At 65.8% G+C, this 20,444-nt stretch carries 19 protein-coding genes and 1 pseudogene; 10 read left to right on the top strand and 10 right to left on the bottom strand.

The window, feature by feature from the left end; translation table 11 throughout:
* Window positions 1–18 precede the first annotated feature (18 nt).
* A complete protein-coding gene (locus IP86_RS23840; RefSeq protein ID WP_082364231.1) occupies window positions 19–1,236 on the bottom strand; it encodes an efflux RND transporter periplasmic adaptor subunit in 1,218 nt (405 codons plus the stop codon).
* 187 nt (window positions 1,237–1,423) lie between these two features.
* On the opposite strand from IP86_RS23840, the gene IP86_RS23835 reads away from it, so the two are divergent.
* Window positions 1,424–2,098: a response regulator transcription factor gene (locus IP86_RS23835; RefSeq protein ID WP_054164920.1), complete on the top strand. Its 675-nt coding sequence runs from the start codon at window positions 1,424–1,426 to the stop codon at window positions 2,096–2,098.
* Entirely contained in the window at window positions 2,099–3,442 is a 1,344-nt protein-coding gene (locus IP86_RS23830; protein WP_349509541.1) for an ATP-binding protein, read from the top strand.
* Here IP86_RS23830 and IP86_RS23825 read toward each other — a convergent pair.
* The 5 genes and pseudogenes from IP86_RS23825 to IP86_RS28855 form a co-directional block, all read right to left on the bottom strand.
* Complete coding sequence (locus tag IP86_RS23825) at window positions 3,417–4,760, bottom strand: nitrogenase component 1 (RefSeq protein ID WP_082364230.1); 1,344 nt, start codon at window positions 4,758–4,760, stop codon at window positions 3,417–3,419. The genes IP86_RS23830 and IP86_RS23825 overlap by 26 nt on opposite strands.
* The gene (locus IP86_RS23820) at window positions 4,760–6,118 is read right to left on the bottom strand and encodes a nitrogenase component 1 (RefSeq protein WP_054164919.1); all 1,359 of its coding nucleotides are present in this window, start codon (window positions 6,116–6,118) and stop codon (window positions 4,760–4,762) included. Before IP86_RS23820 ends, IP86_RS23825 begins: the two co-directional genes overlap by 1 nt.
* A gap of 1 nt (window position 6,119) precedes the next feature.
* Window positions 6,120–6,987, bottom strand: a pseudogene (locus IP86_RS23815) (nucleotide-binding protein).
* A 37-nt stretch (window positions 6,988–7,024) separates the two neighbouring features.
* On the bottom strand, window positions 7,025–8,242 hold the full coding sequence (locus IP86_RS23810) for a radical SAM protein (RefSeq protein WP_054164918.1): 1,218 nt from the start codon (window positions 8,240–8,242) through the stop codon (window positions 7,025–7,027).
* Window positions 8,243–8,274: 32 nt separating this feature from the next.
* On the bottom strand, window positions 8,275–8,541 hold the full coding sequence (locus IP86_RS28855; protein ID WP_156332607.1) for a hypothetical protein: 267 nt from the start codon (window positions 8,539–8,541) through the stop codon (window positions 8,275–8,277).
* A gap of 147 nt (window positions 8,542–8,688) precedes the next feature.
* On the opposite strand from IP86_RS28855, the gene IP86_RS23805 reads away from it, so the two are divergent.
* From IP86_RS23805 to IP86_RS23770, 8 genes are all read left to right on the top strand, one after another.
* Complete coding sequence (locus IP86_RS23805) at window positions 8,689–9,636, top strand: aliphatic sulfonate ABC transporter substrate-binding protein (protein WP_054164917.1); 948 nt, start codon at window positions 8,689–8,691, stop codon at window positions 9,634–9,636.
* Between the two features lie 42 nt (window positions 9,637–9,678).
* Window positions 9,679–10,848: an FMNH2-dependent alkanesulfonate monooxygenase gene (gene ssuD / locus IP86_RS23800; protein ID WP_054164916.1), complete on the top strand. Its 1,170-nt coding sequence runs from the start codon at window positions 9,679–9,681 to the stop codon at window positions 10,846–10,848.
* Window positions 10,845–11,651 carry an aliphatic sulfonate ABC transporter permease SsuC gene (gene ssuC / locus IP86_RS23795; protein ID WP_054164915.1) on the top strand — a complete coding sequence of 269 codons (807 nt, stop codon included), beginning with the start codon at window positions 10,845–10,847 and terminating at the stop codon, window positions 11,649–11,651. Before ssuD ends, ssuC begins: the two co-directional genes overlap by 4 nt.
* Before the next feature lie 7 nt (window positions 11,652–11,658).
* On the top strand, window positions 11,659–12,501 hold the full coding sequence (locus IP86_RS23790; protein WP_054164914.1) for an ATP-binding cassette domain-containing protein: 843 nt from the start codon (window positions 11,659–11,661) through the stop codon (window positions 12,499–12,501).
* A 10-nt stretch (window positions 12,502–12,511) separates the two neighbouring features.
* Window positions 12,512–13,081 (top strand): flavin reductase family protein, encoded by a 570-nt coding sequence (locus IP86_RS23785; RefSeq protein ID WP_054164913.1) that lies wholly within the window; start codon window positions 12,512–12,514, stop codon window positions 13,079–13,081.
* Window positions 13,082–13,245: 164 nt separating this feature from the next.
* Window positions 13,246–14,199 carry an aliphatic sulfonate ABC transporter substrate-binding protein gene (locus IP86_RS23780; RefSeq protein ID WP_054164912.1) on the top strand — a complete coding sequence of 318 codons (954 nt, stop codon included), beginning with the start codon at window positions 13,246–13,248 and terminating at the stop codon, window positions 14,197–14,199.
* 281 nt (window positions 14,200–14,480) lie between these two features.
* Window positions 14,481–15,005, top strand: a complete 525-nt coding sequence (locus tag IP86_RS23775) for an Lrp/AsnC family transcriptional regulator (RefSeq protein WP_054164911.1) — start codon at window positions 14,481–14,483, stop codon at window positions 15,003–15,005.
* A 205-nt stretch (window positions 15,006–15,210) separates the two neighbouring features.
* Window positions 15,211–16,179, top strand: coding sequence for an aliphatic sulfonate ABC transporter substrate-binding protein (locus IP86_RS23770; RefSeq protein ID WP_054164910.1), 969 nt, complete (start codon window positions 15,211–15,213; stop codon window positions 16,177–16,179).
* A gap of 255 nt (window positions 16,180–16,434) precedes the next feature.
* On the opposite strand, the gene IP86_RS23765 is transcribed toward IP86_RS23770, so the two are convergent.
* The 4 genes from IP86_RS23765 to IP86_RS23750 are packed head-to-tail and all read right to left on the bottom strand — an operon-like array spanning window position 16,435 to window position 20,442.
* Window positions 16,435–18,012, bottom strand: a complete 1,578-nt coding sequence (locus IP86_RS23765; RefSeq protein WP_054164909.1) for a rhodanese-like domain-containing protein — start codon at window positions 18,010–18,012, stop codon at window positions 16,435–16,437.
* Between the two features lie 44 nt (window positions 18,013–18,056).
* A complete protein-coding gene (locus IP86_RS23760) occupies window positions 18,057–18,647 on the bottom strand; it encodes a cysteine dioxygenase family protein (RefSeq protein ID WP_502694014.1) in 591 nt (196 codons plus the stop codon).
* The gene (locus IP86_RS23755) at window positions 18,644–19,438 is read right to left on the bottom strand and encodes an ABC transporter ATP-binding protein (protein ID WP_054164907.1); all 795 of its coding nucleotides are present in this window, start codon (window positions 19,436–19,438) and stop codon (window positions 18,644–18,646) included. The genes IP86_RS23760 and IP86_RS23755 overlap by 4 nt, the downstream gene beginning before the upstream one ends.
* Entirely contained in the window at window positions 19,432–20,442 is a 1,011-nt protein-coding gene (locus IP86_RS23750; protein WP_054164906.1) for an ABC transporter permease, read from the bottom strand. The genes IP86_RS23755 and IP86_RS23750 overlap by 7 nt, the downstream gene beginning before the upstream one ends.
* Window positions 20,443–20,444 lie beyond the last annotated feature (2 nt).

Genomic DNA, 20,444 nt, shown 5'->3' with positions numbered 1-20,444 from the left:
GAGGGGTTCGAGGACGCTCTAACTGCTCGCCGCGTTGGCGAGCTTGTTGCTGAGGAAGATCGCGCCGCTCGTGACCGCGAGCTCACCGGCCGCGACACCTTCGAGAATCTGCCGCCGGCCAGCCTCGACAAGGCCGGTTTTGACGGTGCGGCGCTCGAAGACGTGACGATCCCGCGTCACCCAGACCGACATCGTGCCGTCGCCCTCACGGACCACGCCATCCAGCTTCATCGCCGCGGAGGTCACCGGAGGACGGACGTCGATCGAAAACGTCGCCAGCATCCCTGGCAACAGCAGATGTTCCGGATCCTCGATCTCGCTCCGCACCATGCGACGATGTGAATTCGAATCGATGCTCGCGCCCAGCGTCGTGATCCGTCCCCGGAACGTCTCCTCCGGAAAGGCGGCGACCCGTACCTCGACCGGCTGGCCGCGCTGAAACAGCGGTGCGTCGATCTCGGTCACGTTGGCGACCATCCATTTCAGCGACAGGTTTGCGAGCGTCAACGGCGCCGGCGCATTGCCGGGTTGAACGTAAAGGCCCGGAGCGGCGTTGCGCGCCGTGACCTGGCCGTCGACAGGGCTCCTGATCACCAGGGTCGAGTCCACCCTTCGCTCGGCGATGACCCGATCGATCTCGGCGTCGGTCTTGCCAAAGATCCGAACGGCGTCGCGCGCCGCCTTGTAGTTGCCTTCCGCGGTCTGCTGGTCGGAGGTCGCTTGGTCGACGTCACGCTGCGGGCCCCCGCCAGCCTTCAGCAGTTGACGCACCCGGCTGAGCGCACGGTTCTGCAGATCCAGCACCCCGGCGGTGGCGAGCAGGTTGGATTCCTGCTGGAGCAGATCGGGGCTGTCGATTGTGAACAGCGGCGTCCCGGCCGTGACCTGGTCTCCGATGTTCACCGACGTCTCGATGATGCGCCCTGCGTAGGGTGTGAACACTTGCACCAGCAAGTTCTCGTTGTAGGCGATCGCTCCCACCGCATCCTTCGTCACGCGAAACGAGCGCTGCTCGATCGGCTCGATCGTCAGCGCGTCAACTTGCGTACCGGACAAGGTCACGGTTTGACGGTCGAGATCGACCCCGCGCTGCTCCGGCGCCGGGTCACCCGCCTGCTGCGCAGCTGAGTCCCGAACAATCGGACTGCCGCGTAGATCGATCACCGCGTAGAGCGCCGCAGCCGCCACCAGCGCGCCGCAGGCGGCCAGGATCAGGCGTGTCCTGCTTCTCGCCATCTGCCGCTCCGCTCCCCAGCCGGTCCGGGCCGACAATCGGCGAGGAGGGCGTGAGCTGCACTAGCAAGCTGACCTTACATGGACCTTACAGCTGCGCCCCCTCTCCGACATCGCGCGACTTGTGTTAGTTTACGGACGGGCGCCTGATAGGATACGACGTCAAGTGCCACAGGGCCCCGTACATCCGATGCGTCTTCTGCTCGTCGAGGATAATACCGAACTGGCTGGCCTGATTGCGCGAGGTCTCGCGGCATCAGGCTATCAGCTCGACGTCGTCGAGGGCGTCGAGGACGCGCGGATCGCGTTGTCGGGCGCGGGCTATCCGGCGATGATCCTCGACCTCGGCCTCCCCGATGGTGACGGCATGATACTGCTGCGCGAGTTGCGCGCGAAACACGCGCCGCTGCCCGTTCTGATCCTGACCGCACGAAGTGCCGTCGAAGATCGGGTCGCCGGATTGAAGAACGGCGCGGACGACTATCTGGTGAAGCCATTCGCGATGGAAGAACTCGCCGCGCGGATTCAGGCGCTGCTGCGCCGCCCCGGGCAGTTGCTCGGTCGTTCGCTGAGCTTGGCGAACCTGACTTACGATACCGAAAGCCGTGAGGTATTCGTCGGCGGACAGCCCCGGCTATTATCGGCGCGCGAACTCAGCGTGCTCGAAATCCTGCTGCGACGGCAGGGTCGCGTGGTGTCGAAGAAGGCCATCGAGGATCATATGTTCGGCCTCACCGGCGAGATCGCCTCGAACGCGGTCGAGGTCTATGTGTCCCGGCTACGCAAGCAGCTCGAGACATTTGCAGCGACGGTCGAAGTTCGCAACATTCGCGGCGTCGGGTATCTGTTGTCGGAGATCCGGTAGGTGTTGCGTCGGGATTCGCTTGCTGTTCGCATCCTGCTGCTGCACGTCGCTGCGCTGACGATCACCGCAGTGGTACTGCCGCTGATCCTGTTCTGGATGCTTGGGCGCGAGATCGACCGGCTGCACGCGGAGACGATGCGGCGCCAGGCCGATGTCATCGCCCAGCACCTTACGACCGATCCGGACGGACGCCTGACCCTCACCCTGCCGCAGGACCTGCGCGATCTGTATTCCGCAGCCTATGGACGCTACGCCTATGCGGTGGTGGACGCGGCCGGCAGAGTGCTGTTCAGCTCGAGCGACGCCACCACCCCGCTGTTGCCGCTCAACGACGAGGAGCCGGCGCCCGGGATCCATGGCGGTCGCGATGTCATGGCGGGCGGCAGCATCACGCGCAACATCAGCGGCCACGAGCTGCGAATTCAGGTCGCGGAAGATCTGTCGCATCGTGACGTGATCACCGACGATATCGTCGCCGATTTCTTCCACACGGTCGGCTGGATTACGCTGCCGATCCTGTTGCTGCTGCTGGCGTTCGATGTCGTGATCTTCCGTCGCGCGATGCGGCCGCTGGTCGAAGCATCCGAACGCGCCGCCGCCATCGGCCCCGCGCGCACAGACATCCGCCTCCCGACGTCCGGTATTCCGAGCGAAGTGCGGCCGCTGGTTCAGGCCGTCAACCTGGCGTTCGACCGTCTCGAACAGGGCTTTCGCGAGCAGCGCCGCTTCACCGCGGATGCCGCGCACGAGCTGAGAACACCGCTGGCGATACTCAACGCGCGGATCGAAACACTCGATCCGGTCGGCGCCAACCAGGATTTGCATCGCAATATCCAGACCATGAGCCGCATCGTGGCACAGCTGCTCGACGTCGCCGAACTCAACGCGATGCGGATCGATCCTGCCGAGACCGTCGATCTATCGCAGATCGCCGTCGAGATCATCGAGCAGATGGCGCCGCTGGCGCTCGCGGCCGGGAAGGATATCGAGCTACGGGGCGGAGATCGGCCGGCGCACATTCGAGGCCATGCGGAGATGGTGCGGCGAGCACTCCGAAACTTGGTGGAGAATGCGATCCGCCACACCGCCGTAGCTTCCACGGTGATCATCGACGTCGGGCGCGACGGCTCGGTCAGCGTGCGCGACTATGGTCCCGGCATTCCGCCGGTCGACCGGGCGGCAATCTTCCAGCGCTTCTGGCGCGGCGACCGGACCCGGAGTGACGGTGCCGGCCTGGGATTATCGATCGTTAAAACGGTGATGGAGGAGCACGGCGGCAGCATCGAGATTACCGATGCACCGCGTACGGGCGCCCTCTTTACGATGCGGTTTCGGACAATCTGATGCGTTGCGGCCACCGCGGCTGGACAGACGTGCCCGCGGCAGGCTTGCCCAGATCGGCAACGGAGGCAGCATTGGTGTCGGCCGCGCTGAGGATCGCCTCGAGCATTGCCAGGCCGCCACGGAAGCCGCCGAAGCCGGTTGTCAGGCCGAGGCGGCTCGTCGGAGCCGCGCATTCGATGAGCGGCGCTTCAAGCCGGTTCGCGGCTATCTGTTCAAGTGCACTGCCGAACACGATGTCCGCGCCGCTGGCGCCGATCAGGCCGGCGATCTCGTCGTCGTCCTCAGTGTAATGCACGGCGGTGAGGCCGTTCTGTAACGCCACCCGGCTGTCGTTGTCGGGATTGTCGGTGATGACGATCGCCGCCGGTGACCAGCCCAGCGTCTGAACCAGAAATCGCGCGAGGCCAGCCGCGTGCAGACTTGGTAGCGCCAGCGCAAAGGCGCGCGGGCCGCCTTGCCGATACAGAGGCTCGAGCACGCGGTCGAGATAATAGGCTTCGCGGCGCCGCTCGTGATCAATGAAAGCGGTGGCAACCGGCTCGTCGATATCGACTGCGGCCGCGACGATCGTCTCCAGCCAGGCGGCCGTCGCCGCGGCACCGACCGGCAACCCTGCACTTTCGATCCACGGGATGCCAAAGCGATCGTCGAGCGTGCGAACCGCGGCGGCGGTCCACGGCGAGACCGTCACGCTCAGTTCGGCCTGCGCCGCTGCCCGCAGACTGCCGAGGCCGCCGAACGGGCCAAAGATCGGATTGGGAGTCAGGCCGATGCCAGCGATCAGGCGGGACAGTTCCTCGATCTCGGCGAGCCACGACCCATCCTGATGCGGCAACGGCCCGAAAATGTTCACCAGTCCAGCACGTCGCGGCGCGGCGGGGACCGATTTCTCCAGCACGGCTTGGAGGAAGGCCGCGAAGCCGCGATAGGCGGAGCCGCGAAACCCCGCGGTCGCGAGATCAACAACGTCGCCCCCGGCGTCGCGCGCTTCCTGAGCCATCGCGTCGACATCGTCCCCGATCATCTCGGCCGGACAGCCGGTGAGCACCACCGTCAGTTCGCCGGCGACCACGCTGCGGGTGTTCTTGATCTGCTCGCGCAGCCGAGAGGCGCCGCCGAACACGACGTGCTTCTCGGACAGGTTCGAGGTCGGCCACCCGCTGCCGAGCCCGCAGCCGACGCCGCGCCACAACGCGGCCTGAACGCCGCAGCCCGGCGTCGCATGCACCAGCGGCGTCACGCCGTCGATCGCCGACGCCGCGTATAGCGCTCCATGCAGCGCACAGCCCACACGGGGACGCGTCAGATGCGCCGCCATCATCTCACCTCGCGCTTGATGTACCAGTCCGGGCTGCGCTTCATCCAACCGGGATTGTAGTCGGTCCCAGCGGCAAAGCCGCCGAAGCCACGCCGTTGCGCGTCGAGTGCCCGAGCAATGCGTGCCACCAATCGCGCTTCGCCGGCGGCGCCCAGCAGTTCGTCACCCTGGATTGCGACCGCAGCGATTGCCGCACGGGTCGCGGTCGCTGCTGCGGCCGGTGTACCGATCAGCAGATCGGGCTTCAGCTTGTCGAGCCAGTTGATCAGTTCGAACGGTTGCCCTGCGCCGATACGCAACGCCAGTGTCGCCGTGGCGCTCAGCGCCTTGAGTCCATCGAGGTGGAGGCTGTCGATCCAATCGACGCTGAGACCGGCGAGACGACCGCCGAACTGCTCGATCAGGCCCGCGACCGCGAATGCCTGGGAGGGCGGCAGCGCGACAACGACGCGTCGATCGCCGAGCAATTCGCTGCCGCACGCCCTCTCATCCTTCGCCGGCGGAGGCCGCTCGGTGGCTTCGGCGACGGCTTCGACGAATTGGCGGGCGCCAGCGACTCCGATCGGTGGCGGCAGATGCAGGAACGGCACGCGTTGCAGCCGGTCGAGCTCGCGCCGCAAGACGTCGGCCTCGTCCTGAAACACCGCGACGCTGAGCACGGCCTGCGCGGCTCTCGCAAATGCGTCGGAACCAGCGCCAGCCGGCAGCACGTTGACCTCGAGCCCGAGCGCAGCGAGTTGCTGCGTGATCGCCCTCAAGCCCGGTCCCTGCTCAAAGGCAAGCAGGTTGATCACATCGTGGCGGCGGCCGTGCTGCGGTTGCACCAGCGCGGCCAGCGCTGCACCGGCGATATCGTAGCCGGTCGCCGCGATCCGCGAGCGGAAACCATCGGTACGCAGCTCGATCACCGGCACGCCGAGTTCGTCGCCAAGCTCGGCGGCGACCGCCTGGATATCGTCGTTGTTGATCGCCACCACGGGGGTGGCCACCACGACGATCGCCCAAGGCCGGTGCTGCTCGTATAGCCGGCGAAGCGTGCGCGCCAGCACGCCGTCGGCGCCCAGAATGGTGTCGCGCTGGTCGAGATTGGTGACCGCCCACGGCCGCCCGGCCCCGCCATGCGCAAGCGCACCGGCGCAACCGCGCGCGCCATGCACCACCACCCCGAGGCCATCGATCTCGGCGAGTACGCCGAGCGCCGCGGAGACGTCGTCGGCAGCCACCTGGGAGAACGTGCGGATGCGTTGGACCGACGGACCGGATTCGAGTTCGGCGATCAGCGCGGCAATGTCGCCGAGATAGGCGCTGATACCATTCAGCCGCCGCTCGCGAGTCGGCGGTTGCAGCGGCTTGTTCATCTCACACCACCTCGGCGAGCGACCGCTCGGCTGTGCCGAACACCCTGTCGCCCCATTGTCTCGCCCAGTCCTTCAGGGCCGGTCCGTTCAGCGGCCTGGGAATCGACGCCGGATGCTCGCCGGCGATGTGCCGCGCCAGCTTGCGATAGATCTCGGCCTGCTCCGACGCCGGCGCAGCCTCGATCACCGTCTGACCGTAGAGTTCACTCTGCGCGACCGTGCGACCGCGGCACATAGCCGACCACGCCCGTCCCAGTGCGTGCGGCGAAATCGTCGATCAACGCCGTCGCATAAGGCGTCTGGATGCTGTTGGCGATCACGCCGCCCAGCCGGGCCCCGCCGGACGGCGCGTATTTGCCGATCGCCTTGAACAGATTGTTGGCCGCAAAGATCGCCATGAAGTCCGACGAGGTCACCACGAAGGCCGACTCGGCGATGCCGTTGCGGATCGGCACCGCGAAGCCGCCGCACACCACGTCGCCGAGCACATCGTAGAGGACGTAGTCCGGCTTGAACTCCTCGAACAGCCGGAGTTCGTGCAGCAGATCGACCGCCGCGTTGATGCCGCGTCCCGCGCAGCCGACACCCGGTACAGGACCGCCGGCCTCGATGCACAGCACACCGCCGAAGCCGGTCGCCGAAACGTCAGCGATGGTCGGCCGGCCACTGTCGCGCAGGCTGTCGAGCACGGTCGGCAGATCCGCGCCGCCGCGCAGGATCGTGGTCGAGTCGCTTTTCGGATCGCAGCCGATCTGGACGACGCGATGCCCCGCTTCGGCGAGCGCCGCCGAGATGTTCGATGTCGTGGTCGACTTGCCGATGCCACCCTTGCCGTAGATGGCGATGTGCCTGGGCTTTGCGTTGCTCACGCGGCCTCCGTGGAATCAAGATGAGCGATCGGATGAACTATTCGGCGGGCTCGAGTTGCTTGGCCGTTGCGAAGATCGGCAGCGTTTCGTCCTCGATCCGGTAGATATCGTGCTGCAGCGTATCCGACGATGCATTGCTGTCGAACACGTGCTGATAGGTAATGCCGTTCTTGCGCCAGATCGCCACCAGTCTGTGTGCGAGGTCGAGATACCAGCCTGGCACCGGCGGGCGGTGGCCTTCGAGCTCGGATCCAGGGTTCGGGCACCACACCGCGAACGTGCCGACCACGCCCTTCGACGCGAGATATTCCAGCCCCGCCAGCGTGCTGCGTTTCGGCTCGATGCCCGCGACGATATTGGAGCGCACCCGGCCATGGCCGAACACCGTCACGGCGTATTCGAGCGCCTTGACCCAGTGCTCCCAGCCGCCACCGCCACGCGCCTTGCCGGGACAGATCGCCTCGTAGATGCCTTTATCCCAGATCTCGATGTTCATCGCCGTGGTCCGATAACCGGCTTCCTTGAAGCGATCGAGATTGCGCAGGTCGAGCGGCGCGGCAATCGTGGCGGTGCCGTTGAAGTCCTCGCGCCCGGTATGCTGTTGGATCGCCTCGGCGACATCGAGATAGTATTCGAGTTCGCGCCGCTCCGGGATGACGCCGCCGCTCACGGTGAGATGGTCGATCGCGCCATCCGAGTATGCGCGCGCCGCGGTCTCGCCGATCTGCCGTGCGTTCTTCCAGAACACGCCGCCTTTCTCACCATACACGTCCTTGGTGTAGTTGATATTGCAGAACAGACAGTCTTCGCCCTTTTCCTTGTACGAACACTCGTTGCTGTAGACGATGAACAAATGCCGGTCGGCGTAATGCGCCCCGATCTGACTCATCTCGATGCCGTCGGACGTCTTGGCGCCGTAGAACGCAGGCCGCTCGCGGAACTTGACCTCTGCAATCACCTCGGCACCGTCGATCAGCACCGTGCGATCGCCGATCAGATCGACCCGATAGGTCGATTTCGGATTCCAACGGAACGGTACGCTGAGCCCGAGAGGCAGATAGAAATGCGACGGCAGCTCGACCGTGTGAGTCTCGAAATCCATCTCGAACAAGCAGTGGACCTGTTCCTGCGCCCGCACCCCGGGCTGCACGACGTCAAGCGCTTCGCCGCTGATCGCAACCCCGTTGATGCCGAGTTCCGCCTTCAGCGCCAGCTCTCGCCAGAGCCCGTCCTTCAATTCGCTCACCGTCGCCATGAGTGTCCGATCCGCCTGTCCGTAAACCGCCGTCACGCCGCCAAACGCGTGTTTGGCTCATCATCACCGAGCGATTTCCCATCGACAATTCTGAAGATCACCGTGTTGAGAGATCGTTTTGCAGCTTGATAACTGCTCCGACAGCACAGTCCGCCTGCTCTGGTAATCGACTGCAGCATCGCTGCGGTGGCCTCAGCCGAGCAAGCGCGGCATCGCCCCACAACTGCGGGTCGCACCATCACGCGACGTTCGCGGGCGCGCACGCCGGCATCGAGTTCCTCGTCCGCGAGAACATCCATCCCGAAACTGGTGCTCCGTAAAGGATTTTACCGCTCTCCTCATGCGGACTGCAGCACTAGCATTGCTATTTTCCCAGACGTCTCGACAGCCCGGCGGCGTCTGCCCATCATTCTCAGCAACGATGATCGACCGAAGGATGAAGCGGAATGCAGCGGCGCGACTTTCTCAAGCTATCGGCGGCCGCGTCGCTGGCTCCGCTGCTATCAGAGCGCGCAGCCGCCGAGCCGCTAACAGAGATCCGCATCGGCTATCAGAAGAACGGCGTGCTGGTGATCGCACGCCAGCGCCGAACCCTTGAAGATCATTTTGCATCGCAAAACATCGGCATCAAATGGCTCGAATTCTCATCCGGCCCGCCGATGCTGGAAGCGATGAACGTCGGCAGCATCCACTACGGCGCCGTCGGCGACTCACCGCCGATCTTCGCCCAAGCCGCCGGCGCGGCGGTCGTCTATGCAGCTGGCCAGCCCATCACCAACGGCCAGGGCATCCTGGTCCCGAAGGATTCGTCGATCCGCAGCCTCGCCGATCTCAGGGGAAAACGCATCGGCTTCACCAAGGGATCGAGCGCCCACAACGTCGTTCTGCTGGTGCTGCAGAAGGCGGGACTGAGCTACGACGACATTGTCCCGGTGTATTTGACGCCGCCTGACGCGGGCCCGGCGTTCGCGCAAGGCAGCATCGATGCATGGTCGATCTGGGACCCGTACTTCGCGATCGGCGAGCTGAAACAGAACGGCCGCATCCTGGTCAACGCGTCAGACGTCGGCCGCACAAATTCGTTCTACATCGCCAATCGTGACTTCGCGCAGCGCAACGGCGCGATCCTCAAGCAGATCGTGACCGTCACCAGCGCGACGGCGCAATGGGCGGAAACGCATCGCAATGAGGTCGCGCAATCGCTCGCCGCCGTCACCGGCATCCCTCTCGACATCCAGACGGCTGCGGCCAACCGCTCGTCCTTCGCGGTCGGACCTGTGACCGACGACATCATCGCCACCCAGCAGGGCGTCGCCGACCGGTTCCACCAGTTGGGGCTGATCCCGCGGCCGATCGTGGTTCGCGACGCGGTGTGGAAGCCGCCGCAGGCGTAACGCAACGACGGCATCAATAGCGACAACACGGAGCAATCCCCGATGAGCTCAGCTCACGCGTCAAATTTCCTCTGGTTCCTGCCCACCCATGGTGACGGCCATTATCTCGGCACGTCGACCGGAGGGCGTGACGTCAACTTCGCGTATCTGCGCCAGATCGCCCAGGCGGCCGACCAGCTCGGCTATTTCGGCGTGCTGCTGCCGACGGGGCGGAGCTGCGAGGATTCCTGGGTCGTCGCCTCGGCGGTCGCGCCGTGGACCGAGCGGCTGCGCTATCTGGTCGCCGTTCGCCCCGGCCTGCAGTCGCCGAGCGTCGCCGCCCGGATGACCGCGACGCTCGACCGCGTCACCGGCGGCCGGCTACTGATCAACGTCGTCACCGGCGGCGATCCGGTCGAAAACAAAGGCGACGGCATCTTCCTGTCGCACGACGAGCGCTACGAGGTGACCCGCGAATTCCTCAACGTCTATTCGGATCTGCTCGCCGGCAAGACGGTGAACGTCAGCGGCAAGCACATCACCATCGAGGACGGCCGGCTGCTGTTCCCGCCGTTGCAGAGCCCGCGTCCGCCGCTGTATTTCGGCGGATCGTCGGACGCCGGCATCGACGTCGCCGCCGACACCGTCGACAAATATCTCACCTGGGGCGAGCCGCCGGAAGCTGTCGCCGAAAAGGTCAGCCGGGTCCGGGCCGTCGCCGAACCGCGGGGCCGCAAGCTGTCGTTCGGCATCCGGCTGCACGTCATCGTGCGCGAAACCAATGAAGCGGCCTGGGCCGCCGCCGACGATCTGATCCGCTACGTCACGGATGACACGATAGCCGCCGCGCAAAAGGTGTTCGCGCGGATGGATTCGGTCGGCCAGCAGCGCATGGGGCAGTTGCACGGCGGCCGGCGCGACAAGCTCGAAATCAGCCCAAACCTCTGGGCCGGCGTCGGCCTGGTGCGCGGCGGTGCCGGCACGGCGCTGGTTGGCGATCCGCAGACCGTCGCAGCGCGGATCAAGGAGTATCAGGACGTCGGCATCGACACGTTCATCCTGTCCGGCTACCCGCATCTCGAAGAGGCTTATCGGTTCGCCGAACTGGTTTTCCCGCTGGTCAAGCCGCAGCATGCCGGCAACGTCACGCCGCTCCGCGTCAACTCTGGACCATTCGGCGAAACCATCGCCAACGAACATCTGCCCAATGCCAAGCAGGTGGCCAAGCCATGAGCCTCGTCGAGACCCTCGCCCGTCCGCACAGCTGGCGTTTGCCGCGCGCCGACGGTCTGATCCAATGGATCGTGCCGCTGCTGATTATCGTCGTCTGGCAGGCGGCCTGCAGCTTCGGCCTGGTGTCGGCGCGCGTGCTGCCGGCGCCGAGCGACGTCGTCGTCGCCGGCTGGAGGCTGCTGCAATCCGGCGAACTTGTGCGCAACATCTGGGTCAGCTTCTGGCGCGCTTCGGTGGGCTTTGCGATCGGCGGCACCATCGGCTTCGCCTTCGGGCTCGCCAACGGCCTGTCCAGCCTGAGCTCGAAACTCTCCGACACCACGCTGCAGATGGTGCGTAACGTACCGCATCTGGCGCTGATCCCGTTGGTGATCCTGTGGTTCGGCATCGACGAGCAGGCCAAGCTGTTCCTGGTCGCCCTCGGCGTGTTCTTCCCGATCTATCTCAATACACTGCACGGCATCCGCACCGTCGATCCACAGCTGATCGAAATGGGCCGGATCTACGGGATGAGCAACCTCGAGCTGTTCCGCCGCGTGATCTTCCCCGGAGCGCTGCCCTCGGTGTTCGTCGGCGTCCGCTTCGCACTCGGCATCATGTGGTTGACGCTGATCGTGGCCGAGACCATCGCGGCCTCATCGGGCCTCGGCTACATGGCGATGCAGGCGCGCGAGTTCATGCTGATCGATGTCGTCGTGCTCTCCATTCTGATCTACGCCCTGCTCGGCAAGCTCGCCGACAGCGCGTCCCGGCTGCTCGAACGGCTGACGTTGTCGTGGCACCCGGCGTTCCAGAAGTCGTGAGGGGCCGATGATGGAAGCGCTGCAGTTTCTCGCCGCCAGCCAGCGGCAACGCCTCGGCGAAGCCGACCCTCCCCGAGTCAAAGAAGCAGCGCCGGCCCGTGCCGCGACGCCGGCGCTGCCGCTCGACATCCGTGGCCTGCGTAAATCGTTCGGCGACAACGACGTGCTACGCGGCATCGATCTGCAGATCCCGGCCGGTCAGTTCGTCACCATCGTCGGGCGCAGCGGGTGCGGCAAGAGCACGCTGCTACGCCTGATCGCCGGGTTGGAGACGCCGACCGCCGGTCATATCAGCTTTGGCGAGGACAAGCTGCCGGGCGATGTCCGCGTCATGTTTCAGGAGCCGCGGCTGCTGCCGTGGGCGCGCGTGCTCGCCAATGTCGAAGTCGGACTCGGCGCCGAACGCAATTCGCCGGATGCCCGCGCACGCGCCGATGCGGCGCTGATCGAAGTCGGACTCGACGACAAGCGGGGACAATGGCCGGCGGTGCTGTCGGGCGGCCAAAAGCAGCGCGTTGCGCTGGCCCGGGCGCTGGTGAGCCGGCCGCGCGTGCTCGCCTTCGACGAGCCGCTGGGCGCGCTCGACGCGCTGACGCGCATCGCCATGCAGCGTCTGCTCGAACAGGTCTGGCAGGACCAGGGCTTCACCGCCATCCTGGTGACGCACGACGTTGCCGAAGCGGTAGCGCTCGCCGATCGCGTGCTGGTGATCGAGGACGGCCGCATCGCCAAGGATCTCTTGATCGACCTGCCACGCCCGCGCCAGCGCGGCTCGGCCGAACTCGCCGCGCTGGAAGGCGAGATCCTGCGCGACCTTCTGAAGGGCTCGGAGGGCGCGTTTGAGCTGTGAGGCTGCCGCCATGAATGTTGCCATCGACGACTGTCTACGCTCGGCCTCGCCGGCGGATTTCGCCCATGCGATGCGGCAACTCGCCAGCGGGGTCAGCATCATCACCGCCGGCACCGGCAGCGGCCGCGTCGGCATGACCGCCACGGCCGTCACGTCGCTGTCGGCATCGCCGCCGGCACTGATCGTGTGTCTGAACCGCAGTTCCTCGGCCGGCCCGCAAATTGCGGAAAGCCGGACATTCGCAGTCAACATCCTGGCGGCGGATCAGATCGAGATCGGCGAACGCTTCGCCGGCAAAGGCGGCTTCAAGGGCGCGGCTCGGTTCGGCGTCGGCGCGTGGAGTACCGGGATCTCCGGCGCGCCGGTGCTGTCCGGCGCGCTCGCCAGCATCGAATGCGAACTCGATGAACTGATCGAGCGCCACACCCATGCGATCCTGATCGGCCGCGTCGTTCACACCGCGACGCTGCCGCGCAAGGCGTCGCTGGCCTATTGGCAGGGCAGCTACGTCGCAATCGATCGCGACGAGGATCTCGTGCGCCTCGCCGAAGTCAGCGTGCCCAGCGCCAAGCACGGTTAGTCCGCTGCGCCGATGGCGGACCACTAACATGATTGACGCCTATTCCCTGCCATGCGGCTGGTGCCGCGAAGCATGGTCCTAACGCGTCGCATCGATCTTTGGAATTCAACTCGGCCGCGTTCCCACCTCTAATGATCGCCCCGCAATGATCACTGGAGCAGGCCATGAAGACTTCGCGCAGATCACTGTTCGCCCTTGCTTTCGCCGCCCTGGCGGCATCCTCTCTCGGCGCCGCCTCGGCGGCCGAATTGAAGGAAGTGCGTATCGGCTTCCAAAAAGCCGGCATCCAGCCGGCCGTGAAGGAGCGTGGCTCGCTCGAGGCCGCGCTGAAAGACAAGGGCCTCACCGTGAAGTGGGTCGAGTTCGCCTTCGGCCCGCCGCTGCTCGAGGCGCTCAACACCGGCAACATCGATTTCGGCTACACCGGCGATACACCGCCGATCTTCGCGCAGGCGGCGACGGCCAACCTGCTCTATGTCGCCGCCCTGCCCGGCTCCGGCAAGAACGAGGGCATCGTGGTGCCGGCCAACTCGCCGATCAAGTCGGTCGCCGACCTCAAAGGCAAGCGCCTCGCCATTCCGAAGGGATCGAGCGCGCACAACACCGCGGTCGCGATCCTGGAAAAAGCCGGTCTGCAATTCACCGACGTCACCGCAGTGTATCTGCCGCCGGCCGACGGCACTGCGGCTTTTGCCGGCGGCACGGTCGATGCGTGGGCGATCTGGGACCCTTATCTCGCGCTCGCCGAGAAGAGCGGCGCCCGCGTGCTGAGCTTTGCCGGCGACGCCCACGAGTCGATTGGCTTCTTCCTCGCCAATCGTGAGTTCACCAACGCACATGGCGACGTCGTCGCGTTGCTGAACCAGACCTTCGCCAAGGAGGCGCAGTGGGCCAACGCTCATCACGACGAGATCACCAGGTCGCTAGCGACGGCGACCGGCGTCGATCCTGCCGTCGTGACGACTTTCGTGGCCCGCTCGGTGTTCGAGGTGACGCCGGTGACCGACAAGGTTCTTGCCGAGCAGCAGCAGACCGCCGATCGCTTCCACAAGCTCGGGCTGATCCCGAAGCCGATCAATGTCCGCGACATCGTCTGGAAGTGGTCGCCGGCGTCCTGATCTCGATCACTCGCGGATCGGCGCCGTGCAGTGGCGCCGATCCGTGTTCCCCGCGTGGTCGGCTGCCGTTGAAACCGCACCGCACCTCTCGCTTCCACGCAAAGGAGAGTTTGTATCGTCGGTGACGATCTGATTAGTCTGCCGTTCTTCGGACACTACGTCACGTGGAAGCTTCTTTCGATTTTGTCCGGCCCGATTGTCATATCTCACGAACCGCCGTTAGATCGGCAGACACGCGGCTGCGCCGGCGCATTTCCCAATCAGGTTCGTGATCCATCCCGATGAACTCAGCTCCCCCTGAAACATCCCGCGCGCTCGACCGAGTCGACTTCAAGATCCTGCGGCTGCTGCAGGAGGACGCCACGCTGTCGGTCGCGGACGTTGCCAACCAGGTCGGCCTGTCGTCGACGCCCTGCTGGAAACGTATCCAGCGTCTGCAGATGGAAGGTGTGATCACCGGGCGCGTTGCGCTGGTCGATCAGGACAAGATCGGACTGGGCCTGTCGGTGTTCGTGTTCATCGAAAGCGGCGATCATTCCAAGGAATGGCAGACCTCGTTCGCCGCCACATTGAAGGCGATGCCGCAGATCGTCGACATGTATCGGCTCGCCTGCGATTTCGACTATGTGCTTCGCGTCGTCGTTCCGGACATGAAGAGCTTCGATCAGTTCTACCGAACGCTGATCGGCGCCGCCGCGTTGAAGAACGTCACATCGCGCTTTGCCATGGAGAAGATCAAGTCGGTCACTGCGCTGCCGATCGCTTCGGCCGAGCACGCCCGCTCTCCCGCAGGCGTTTCCGCCTGAGCGCGCGTCGCGCAGGCGAACTGCCGACCTACGCTCGTTATTCGGCCGTGAAGAACGAGTTTCTCAAAGCAGGTGGGCGCGAAGTACAAGCGATCTGCATTTCGCAGAAGTGCAGAATTGCCAACAGCACTCATTCCTCGGACATTCTGTAACTCCCCCATGCGGTTCGGCCGCCCGATGCCGCTTCTCCTGGCAAGGATCCGTGATGACTTCCCGACGTTCATTTCTGGTGTCGACGATCGCCGCCTCCGCAATCGCACTCTCCACGCTGCCCGGCCGGGCGCAGTCGCCAACCGATACGGTCCGGATCGGCTATCAGCGCTCCTCGACGCTGGTCGCGGTGCTGAAATCGAACGGCGAACTGGAGAAGGCCCTCGCTCCGCTCGGCGTGAAAATCACCTGGCATGAGTTCACCAGCGGTCTGCCATTGCTGGAAGCGATCAATGTCGGCAGCATCGATTTCGGCGCAGACGTTGCCGACACCGTGCCGATCTTCGCGCAGGCCGCCGGCGCGCAGCTCGCCTATGTGGCCGAGGAAGCAGCCTCGCCGGCCGCACAAGCCATCCTGGTCGCGCAGTCGTCGTCGATCAAGACGCTGCCCGATCTCAAGGGCAAGCGCGTCGCGGTGACCAAGGGTGCCGGCAGCCACTATCTGCTGCTGGCTGCGCTCGCCAAGGCCGGCCTCACCTTCAAGGACATCACGCCGGCGTATCTGGCCCCTGCCGACGGCCGTGCCGCCTTCGTCAGCAACAATGTCGACGCCTGGGTGGCGTGGGACCCGTTCTACACCAGCGCCCGGCACCAGACCGGCGCCCGGATCCTGGCCGACGGGTCGGATGGCCTCGCCAGCTACAAGCGCTATTATCTCGCGTCGGCCTCCTATGCGGAGAAACGCAGCGACGTGTTGAACGTCATCTACGACCAGCTTGCGCAGACCGGACGTTGGGTCAAAGCCAACCCGAAAGAGGCAGCAACGCTGCTGGCCGGCCTGTGGAGCATCGAGGCGCCGATCGTCGAGGAGGCTAACAGCCACCGTTCCTACGCGGTCGGTCGCGTCACGCCGGATGGCCTTGCCGAGCAGCAGAAGATCGCCGACGCTTTCTTGACCGAGGGGCTGATCCCGACAAAGGTGAAGACCGACGCGGTGAAGATCTGGGTGCCGCGCGGATCCTGAGAACGCCGACGATCCGCCAGTGAGGCCGCGCCGACTGACCTTACGAAATCGAACCCTGCCTCTCCGCGTGTTGCCCGGCCTTGTGCCGGGCATCCACGATCTTCGCTGTGGGAGGGTCGAGAACAGACGGAGATGGCTGGCACAAGCTCGGCCGAGACGGCGCAGATCAACTAACGACTCGGCTGCAAGGCGTTTCATCGTGTGAGCCGTCGTCTCGGCGGGCTTCAGCAGAACTACTATCCGGACGACGTTGCGTTACAGCACCCGGAAACCGTGGGTGCCGTCGCGAGCGAGTTGGTCGACCAGACCGAATTCCCAATCGAGATACGCCTGCATCGCCGCAGCGGCGTTGTCGGTGCCCTCATAGGGCCGCTTGTAGACATCGTCGACCGTATGCGCCGCATGCGTGATGCCGCGCTCCAGCGGCGGGCCGGCCGCCTCCCACGCCTGCGTGCCGCCACCGAGCAAAGCGATCGGTCGATCGGTCAGTGCCCGCAGCTCGCCGGCTGTGAATTGCGCCAGCACGCCGTCCCACGACGTCAGCGCCAGTTGCCCCTCGCCAGGCAGCACTGACAACGCCTCGGCCAGCCGCGCCCGCGCCGCGAACCACGCGCCGGGAATATGCCCGGCCGCGTGGCGCGGGCTCGGTGCGAGGTCGATCACCGTCCATTGCGCGAGCTCGGCCGCGAGCGCCTGAGGCGTCAGCGTCGGAAGCCCGTGGTTCGGCAGCGGCGGCCGTCGTGGCAGACGCGCCCCGGTTTCGAGTTCACCCTCGAAAGGCCCCGGCAACACGTAGACGTTGCGCCAGCCCATCTGGATCAGCCACGATGCCGCCAGTGTGGCACGAACGCCATCGTCGTCGAACAGAACCAGATGCGCGTGTCGGACGCCGACCCATTCGTCGGTCGCCTGGACCAATTGCCCGCCAGGCGCCGAGCGAAAGCCAGGCAGGTGGCCGGCAGCGAATTCCTCCGGCGTGCGGACGTCGAGCAGATACACCGTGACGTCGCGACGATCGCGCCAGCGATCGAGCGTGACGCGGTCGATCGTCTGCAGCCCGACGCGCTGCGCCAACACCTGCGCGCGCTGGCGGGCCAGCCGCTGCGCTTCGTCGGACAGGTCGGGGAAGCGTCGTTCGGCGCCGTGGTCGAGTTGCAGGCCTGCGAGCGTCCAGCCGATGGTGCCGTTGCGCAGCGCGAACACCTTGTTGGGAATGCCCGCATTGATCAGCGACTGCGTACCAATGATCGAGCGCGTCCGGCCGGCGCAGTTGACGATCACGGTCGTCTCGGGACGCGGCGCGAGATCCTGGACACGCAGCACCAGCTCGCCACCGGGCACGCTGGTGCCGGTCGGGATCGACATCGTGCGATATTCTTCGAAGCGCCGGGAATCCAGCACGACGACATCGGCATTGCGGGCGATCAGCCGCTCGACCTCGGCGGCCGGCAGCGACGGCGTGTGCCGCGTCGACTCGACCAGTTCGCCGAACGCCTTGCTCGGCACGTTGACATCGATGAACAACTCGCCGCCGGCGCGCCGCCAGCCGTCAAGACCGCCCTCGAGCTCGGCGACGTTGCTGTAACCCAGTTCGGCGAGCTTCGCCGCAGCGCGCGCGACCAGCCCCTCGCCGTCGTCATACAGCACGATTGGTGCATCGCGCCGTGGCACCAGGTCGAGTACGTCGAGTTCGATACGGCCGAGCGGCAGCGGCACCCCGAACAGCGGATGACCGCGCGAGAACGGCCCCTCCTCGCGGACATCAAGCAGCGCGATCTCGCGGCCTTCGATCAGCGCCGCGCGAACCTCGGCGAAGGACACGCGACGTGTCACTGGCGGATCCCTGCGGACAAATCAGACATCGGCATCACGTCGGTCTACTCCTTGGAGCGGTCCCACAGATTAGGGACCGCGGCATTGGCATATCCGGACACGAAAGGCTTGCGCTCGCCGGTCACCGGATCGAACACCGAGCGACGGACCGCGCCGATATTGCCGCCATAGACGTGGATCGAGATCGAGGGGCGATCGTCATAGGCGTTGGCGATGGCGTGAATGTCGCCGATGCGCGGCGACACCGCAACCACCTCGCCGGCCTCGATACGCTCCGTCGGCCCGATCTCGAAGCCCCCTTCCGCACGCGGCGTGTAGCTCTCCGACAGTTCGGCGCCGCGCAGCACGCCGACCAGTCCCCACACCGTATGGTCGTGCACCGGCGTGCGCTGCCCCGGACCCCAGACGAAGCTGACGATCGACAGCCGCTCCAGCGGATCGGCGTGCAGCAGATACTGCTGATAGTATTGCGGATGCGGCTGCGCGTAAGCATCCGGCAGCCAGTCGTCCTTGCTCACCAGATCGGCGAGCAGAAGCCGCCCCTCGCCGAGCGCCTCCACTTCCTGCGGCGCGCGGTCGATCAAGCGGGTGAACGCGACGACGAAATCGCGTAGCTTGTGCGGCTGGGGGCTCACCAAGTGGCGTCGAGCCCGAGCAGGCCGAGAATCTGCCGGCGCAAATCGGCGAGCACGGGATCGCCGCGGTGGCGCGGATATGGCAGATCGACCGCGATGTCCGCCTTCAGCCTGGCGGGCCGCTCACTGAACACGACCACGCGCTGCGCCAGAAACAGCGCCTCCTCGACATCATGCGTCACCAGCAGCGTGGTGAAGCCGTTGCGCTGCCACAGCGACACGATCTCGGTCTGCATGCTGAGCCGCGTTAGGGAATCGAGCTTGCCGAGCGGCTCGTCGAGGATGAGGATATCCGGATCGTTGACCAGCGCGCGCGCCAGCGACACGCGCTGCGCCATACCGCCTGAAAGCTGATGCGGATAGGCGTTGGCGAAGCCCGACAGGCCGACCAGTTGCAGCGCCGCATCGACGCGGTGCCGCTCGGACTTGATGATGCCTTGCGCCTCGAGCCCGAGCGCGACGTTCTTCCACACCGTGCGCCACGGAAACAGCGTCGGGTCCTGAAACACCACGACGCGTGACGGATTCGGACCGGTGATGGGGCGGCCATCTTCAAGCAGCCTGCCGGAGCGCGGCGGCTCAAGTCCCGCCACCAACCGCAGCAGCGTGGACTTGCCGCAGCCGGACGGGCCGAGCAACGCCACGAATTCGCCGGGCCGTGCGTTGAGCGAGACGCGATCGAGCACAGGCAGCGGCTTGCCGTCGATGTCGAAGTGGTGGCTGACGTCGTCGACCTCGAGGGAGGCGCCGGCGACCGGCGCCTCGTATTTCACCGCCAGCGAACTCACCATTTCACCACACCCTTTTGCCAGCTGAGCAGACGATCGCGCAGTTTGAACAGCGCCGTGATCGCGCCGGAGCACAGCAGCGACATCACCAGCAGCGCCGCATACATGTTGGCGTAGGCCGCCCAGCCCTGCGCCCATTGCAGGTACCAGCCGAGCCCCGACTTGACGCCCATCATCTCGGCAACCACCAGCACAGCGAACGACGCGCCGAGGCCCATGAACAGGCCGACGAAGACGTGCGGCAGCGCGGCCGGAATCGCCACCTTGAACACCAGGAACGACGGCTTGGCGCCGAGCGTGCGCGCCACGTCGTAATACGCGTTGCTGACGCTGGCGACGCCTGACCAGGTCAGCACCGTCACCGGAAAGCCGGTGGCGAGCGCGATCAGGAAGGTCGAAGCGCTCCAGCTGGTCGGAAACGCGAAAAACGCAATCGGCAGCCACGCCGTCGCCGGCAGTGGCCCGATGAAGCGCAGCACCGGGTGCACCCAGTAGCCGATCGCCCGCGACCAGCCGATCAACACCCCGGTGACGAAGCCCGCGAACGCGCCGATCGCATAGCCGCCGAGCTGCAGCTTGACCGAGGCGAATACACTGTCGAACAGTTTTGGCAGATCGTCGGTATAGACCTCGACGATCGCCTGCGGCGGCGGGAAGAACGGCAACGGCAGCAGGCCGAGCTTCGCGGTCAGAACTTCCCAGACCGCAAACCAGACGCCGAGCAGCACCAGCCATGGCGCCCGCCTCTGCACCGTGTCGGCGACGCGCCGCGACCAGAATGCCGCCACGGCGGCCAGCGCCACAGCGCCCGCGATCACCAGCGCGGCGATCGCCACCTCTTGGGTGCGCGACCAGTCGCCGACATCCTCCCGCCACAGGCAGGACAGGCCGAAAGCGAGCCAGGCGAGGCTCGCGGCGAACCCGGCAAAATGACCGCGTACGGCGCGGAGCAATGACAGGCTGCCGGCCGACGAGGCGCCTACAGGAAGATCGAGCGCTTCGGACATCG

The organism is Rhodopseudomonas sp. AAP120, assembly GCF_001295845.1.
Lineage (GTDB): Bacteria > Pseudomonadota > Alphaproteobacteria > Rhizobiales > Xanthobacteraceae > Rhodopseudomonas.
This window is presented reverse-complemented; position numbering and strand designations above follow the sequence as displayed.

Bases quoted from the DNA above. Each gene is read 5' to 3' on its own strand.
- IP86_RS23825 (WP_082364230.1), bottom strand. From the start codon at position 4,760: ATGGCGGCGCATCTGACGCGTCCCCGTGTGGGCTGTGCGCTGCATGGA.
- IP86_RS23785 (WP_054164913.1), top strand. From the start codon at position 12,512: ATGAATGTTGCCATCGACGACTGTCTACGCTCGGCCTCGCCGGCGGAT.
- IP86_RS28855 (WP_156332607.1), bottom strand. From the start codon at position 8,541: ATGGATGTTCTCGCGGACGAGGAACTCGATGCCGGCGTGCGCGCCCGC.
- IP86_RS23820 (WP_054164919.1), bottom strand. From the start codon at position 6,118: ATGAACAAGCCGCTGCAACCGCCGACTCGCGAGCGGCGGCTGAATGGT.
- IP86_RS23840 (WP_082364231.1), bottom strand. From the start codon at position 1,236: ATGGCGAGAAGCAGGACACGCCTGATCCTGGCCGCCTGCGGCGCGCTG.
- IP86_RS23755 (WP_054164907.1), bottom strand. From the start codon at position 19,438: ATGGTGAGTTCGCTGGCGGTGAAATACGAGGCGCCGGTCGCCGGCGCC.
- IP86_RS23835 (WP_054164920.1), top strand. From the start codon at position 1,424: ATGCGTCTTCTGCTCGTCGAGGATAATACCGAACTGGCTGGCCTGATT.
- IP86_RS23790 (WP_054164914.1), top strand. From the start codon at position 11,659: ATGATGGAAGCGCTGCAGTTTCTCGCCGCCAGCCAGCGGCAACGCCTC.
- IP86_RS23750 (WP_054164906.1), bottom strand. From the start codon at position 20,442: ATGTCCGAAGCGCTCGATCTTCCTGTAGGCGCCTCGTCGGCCGGCAGC.
- ssuD (WP_054164916.1), top strand. From the start codon at position 9,679: ATGAGCTCAGCTCACGCGTCAAATTTCCTCTGGTTCCTGCCCACCCAT.
- IP86_RS23805 (WP_054164917.1), top strand. From the start codon at position 8,689: ATGCAGCGGCGCGACTTTCTCAAGCTATCGGCGGCCGCGTCGCTGGCT.
- IP86_RS23770 (WP_054164910.1), top strand. From the start codon at position 15,211: ATGACTTCCCGACGTTCATTTCTGGTGTCGACGATCGCCGCCTCCGCA.
- ssuC (WP_054164915.1), top strand. From the start codon at position 10,845: ATGAGCCTCGTCGAGACCCTCGCCCGTCCGCACAGCTGGCGTTTGCCG.
- IP86_RS23775 (WP_054164911.1), top strand. From the start codon at position 14,481: ATGAACTCAGCTCCCCCTGAAACATCCCGCGCGCTCGACCGAGTCGAC.
- IP86_RS23780 (WP_054164912.1), top strand. From the start codon at position 13,246: ATGAAGACTTCGCGCAGATCACTGTTCGCCCTTGCTTTCGCCGCCCTG.
- IP86_RS23810 (WP_054164918.1), bottom strand. From the start codon at position 8,242: ATGGCGACGGTGAGCGAATTGAAGGACGGGCTCTGGCGAGAGCTGGCG.